The sequence below is a fragment of the Limnobacter sp. genome (assembly GCF_964228395.1).
GTDB lineage: Bacteria > Pseudomonadota > Gammaproteobacteria > Burkholderiales > Burkholderiaceae_B > Limnobacter.
In genome coordinates this window covers 1-3799 of sequence record NZ_CAXQZX010000117.1, presented here as the reverse complement: position 1 = coordinate 3799, position 3799 = coordinate 1, and the positions used below count along the sequence as shown (strand labels likewise).

The 3799-nt window shown below is 55.3% G+C and carries 4 protein-coding genes; all 4 read right to left on the bottom strand.

Going from position 1 to position 3799, the window contains the following annotated elements; translation table 11 throughout:
* A partial coding sequence (locus tag ACEQU8_RS09550; protein ID WP_370263190.1) for an ATP phosphoribosyltransferase regulatory subunit occupies positions 1-401 on the bottom strand: 401 nt, incomplete at its 3' end.
* 39 nt (positions 402-440) lie between these two features.
* A complete protein-coding gene (ispG, locus tag ACEQU8_RS09545; protein WP_370263189.1) occupies positions 441-1700 on the bottom strand; it encodes a flavodoxin-dependent (E)-4-hydroxy-3-methylbut-2-enyl-diphosphate synthase in 1260 nt (419 codons plus the stop codon).
* Positions 1701-1779: 79 nt separating this feature from the next.
* The gene (locus ACEQU8_RS09540; protein ID WP_370263187.1) at positions 1780-2877 is read right to left on the bottom strand and encodes a helix-turn-helix domain-containing protein; all 1098 of its coding nucleotides are present in this window, start codon (positions 2875-2877) and stop codon (positions 1780-1782) included.
* A gap of 246 nt (positions 2878-3123) precedes the next feature.
* Positions 3124-3799: 23S rRNA (adenine(2503)-C(2))-methyltransferase RlmN (gene rlmN / locus ACEQU8_RS09535; RefSeq protein WP_370263186.1), on the bottom strand; the 676-nt coding region annotated here is incomplete at its 5' end.

Here is a 3799-nt window from a genome sequence, read left to right as displayed (position 1 = left end):
CCGCGCTGGGGCCGCTCGTGGCGAAACACCGGCCCCATGGAGTACACCCGCTGGGGCGCGGCATAGGTGAGGTTGTGCTGGATGGTGGCGCGGGCAATGCCGGCTGTGAATTCGGGGCGTAAGGTCAACTCGTCGCCGTTTAAACGGTCTACAAAGCTGAACATCTCTTTTTCAACGATGTCGGTAACCTCGCCAATGCCTCGCCGGAACAAGGCAGTGGGCTCGAGCACCGGGGTCTTGATGAGGCGATAGCCGTACGCAGTTAGCCACTCGCGAAGCATCACTTCCAGGTTTTCCCAGTGAATGCCTTCCACGGGCAGCACGTCGTTCATGCCTTTGACGGACTGAAGCCGGGTTTGCTTTTTTGCCTTGGATTGGTCAGACGACTCGGGGAGACTCATTGCATCTTTCAACTTAATTTTCCAACCCGGTATTGTCGCTCATTCTGAAGCGGTGGTTTGCCCCTTGGCATACCTTTGTTCCACATAACGCTGCACAATCGCCTGAAATTCGCCAGCGATGTTGTTGCCTTTTAGGGTAACCGAGCGCTTTCCGTCTAGAAACACCGGTGCTGCGGGCGCCTCGCCAGTACCCGGCAACGATATACCAATGTCGGCGTGTTTGCTTTCGCCGGGGCCATTGACAACACAGCCCATCACAGCCACTTTCATTTCTTCCACGCCCGGATACTGATTTTTCCAGATGGGCATTTGGTCGCGAAGATAGGTTTGAATTTGGTCAGCCAGTTCTTGGAATACCGTGCTGGTGGTTCGCCCGCAACCCGGGCACGCAATGACCTGCGGCGTGAAGGCACGCAAACCCAGCGACTGAAGTATTTCTTGGGCCACCACCACCTCTTTGGTGCGATCACCGTTGGGCTCGGGGGTAAGCGATACGCGAATGGTGTCGCCAATGCCCTCTTGCAAAAGCACGGCCAGCGCAGCGGTTGAAGCCACAATGCCCTTGGTTCCCATGCCAGCCTCGGTGAGACCCAAATGCAGAGGGAACTCGCTGCGCTTGGACAACTCCCTGTAGACCGCAATAAGGTCTTGCACCTGGCTGACCTTGCAAGACAACAAAATATGATCAGCCTGCAAACCCAATTCGATGGCCTTGTTTGCACTGCTTAGGGCCGACTCGATAAGTGCCTCGTACATGAGTTGGCTGGCTGGCCATGGCTCGGCGCGCTGTGCATTTTCGTCCATCATGCGGGCAAGCAGGGTTTGATCCAGGCTACCCCAATTCACCCCGATTCGAACGGGCTTGTCGTGCTCAATGGCCATGGCAATCATGGCTGCAAAATTGTCGTCGCGGGAACGTGCCGACCCCACATTCCCAGGGTTAATGCGATATTTGGACAAAGCACGCGCGCAATCGGGGTACTTTTGCAACAACAAATGCCCGTTGTAATGGAAATCGCCGACCAAGGGCACGGGAATTCGCATTTTGTCCAACTGCTCGCGGATATAGGGCACAGCCTGTGCGGCGGCGTCGTTGTTGACGGTGATTCGAACCACCTCGCTGCCCTGCAAATACAGCGCCTTCACTTGCAAAGCTGTGTTGAGGGCATCGGCTGTGTCGGTGTTGGTCATGGACTGAACAACAACCGGGGCGCCACCGCCGACATGCACCACATGTTCTTTCCAGGCGATGGCCACGCGATGTGTTTTGCGCCGGGCCAGTGGAGTGTTGGGAATCACAATGAAACTCGGGTGTTAAGTGGGTTAAACCAATGCAAAAACCGGGCTTGCACCCGGTTTGAATTGCGCATGCAAGCTTTTATTGTACCGTGAGGCGGGCCACTTCGCCGCGAATGGACTGGGACAAATCCACAGGCTTGCCGTTGTGCGACAGCGATACGGTTTGTGCATTGCCCACAATCAGTTTAAAAGGGGCCTGCCCGCTTATCGTGAGGGATGTTCCCCCATCGTTGAGTTGGGACAGCAACACTTTGTCATTCGCATCGCGCACGGTCACCCAGGATTGTTCGGCAAACTTGAAGCTCAAACTGGACTCGCCAGTGGCGGCTGCGCTTGGCTGGGTGGCCTGAGGCTGAGATGAAGCGGTGGGCGCCGACGCTGTGGGTGCAGCAGAACCAGCGGCTGCTGGAGTTTGCTGGGCGCCAGGCGCTGCCGGCGCTTCCCCAGCGGGTTGCTGCAAGGCCGGAAACACCGAGTTTTGCCCATCGGTGGTGGCATTGGGCTCCAAAGGCAATGGAACGCTGGCCGCTGGCAAGGCAGACTGCTCAGCAACCAAAGCATCGCTGGGGTCAGCAGGCACCACATCGACTGGCGTTGGCGTAACCACTTCTTCGGTTTCGCTCGACAAGAACACCGGAATATAAAACATGGCCATCAACGCCACGGCAGCCAACACAATGCCGTAGCTCAGGCTTTTCTTGCCTGTTTTTCGGTCGAAGTTCAGGGACGAAAGTCGCTTTGAACTGCTTGGCATTTTGGGTTCAAGCGGATCCACCCGAGTGCTGTCAGCCGCTTGAGCGCGCGCAGCGGTGGCGTCGGCCGAGCCGGAAAACCCAAAGGAAGCGATCACTGGCGCAGGGTCCATGCGCAAGGCTTTGCAATAACTCTTGATGAAAGCTTTGGCGAAGGTCTCTGGCGGAAGTCGGCTGATGTCACCGCTTTCAATGGCTTCAAGCTGGCGCTCGTTGATCTTGGTTTGTGCGCTGATGTCACTCAAGCTGTACCCGGCTTTTTCGCGGGCCTGCTTCAGGATTTCGCCCGGATTTTGGCCAGACTCAAGCAAGGTTAAATTGGGGTGTTTTTCAGGCGCAGTATAAGCCCCTGATTCGCTTTTGGAATCTTGATAGCCTGGGGAATCTGGTGCTTCAGTTTTGTTCATGGCACGGTTGTCATTCATTTGATCGTTCCAAACTTCGGCCGCTTCGGTGGCGCCGAGTGATAGTTTTTTAATTTTGTACCGCCACTTACACCTTAAGCATAATCCATGCGCAGGATCATACTCAAGCGCTTTCAATCGAAATTTCAATAGTTTGTGAAAATTTTCGAGAAAACACAGAAAGTGCACCAGCACAGCAGCAGCCTTTGTGCACCACCCTCTTTGACGCGGCACAACATTGTATGCCATTGCTGGGCCGAAGCCGCTTCAGCTTTTGCGTTTCGAGGAAGCCTTCAGTTCTTCCACCGAGATGGTGTGGCTCATTCGCTCACGCACACGGGTTCGGTCTTTGACCTCACCAGCCAATTGGCCGCAAGCAGCATCGATGTCATCGCCTCGGGTTTTTCTGACCGTGGTGACCACCCCACCTTCAGACAGAATATTGACAAACGTGGCAATGCTGGGCGGCGTTGACTTCAGCAAGCCAGATTCAGGGAACGGATTGAATGGGATGAGGTTGAACTTGCAGGGCACCACACGGGCAATATCGAGCAATTGCCGGGCATGTTCGGGCTTGTCGTTGACGCCATCAAGCATCACATATTCGAAGGTGATGAAATCACGAGGCGCAAATTTTAAGTAACGCAGGCAAGCGTCAAGCAGCTCTTTGAGGGGATATTTTTTGTTCAAGGGCACCAAGTGGTCGCGCAGTTCGTCGTTTGGCGCATGCAGCGACACGGCCAAAGCCACTGGACAGTCTTGGGACAACCGGTCCATGAAAGGCACAACACCCGAGGTTGACACCGTTACACGCCTACGCGACAAGCCGTAAGCCACGTCATCAAGCATGAGTTGCAAGGCAGGCACCAAGGCGTCGTAATTTAATAGTGGCTCGCCCATGCCCATCATGACCACATTGGTGACAGGCCGCTCTTGCGCGTAC

Coding starts and splice junctions, on each gene's coding strand:
- ACEQU8_RS09540 (WP_370263187.1), bottom strand. CDS start 2,877: ATGAATGACAACCGTGCCATGAACAAAACTGAAGCACCAGATTCCCCA.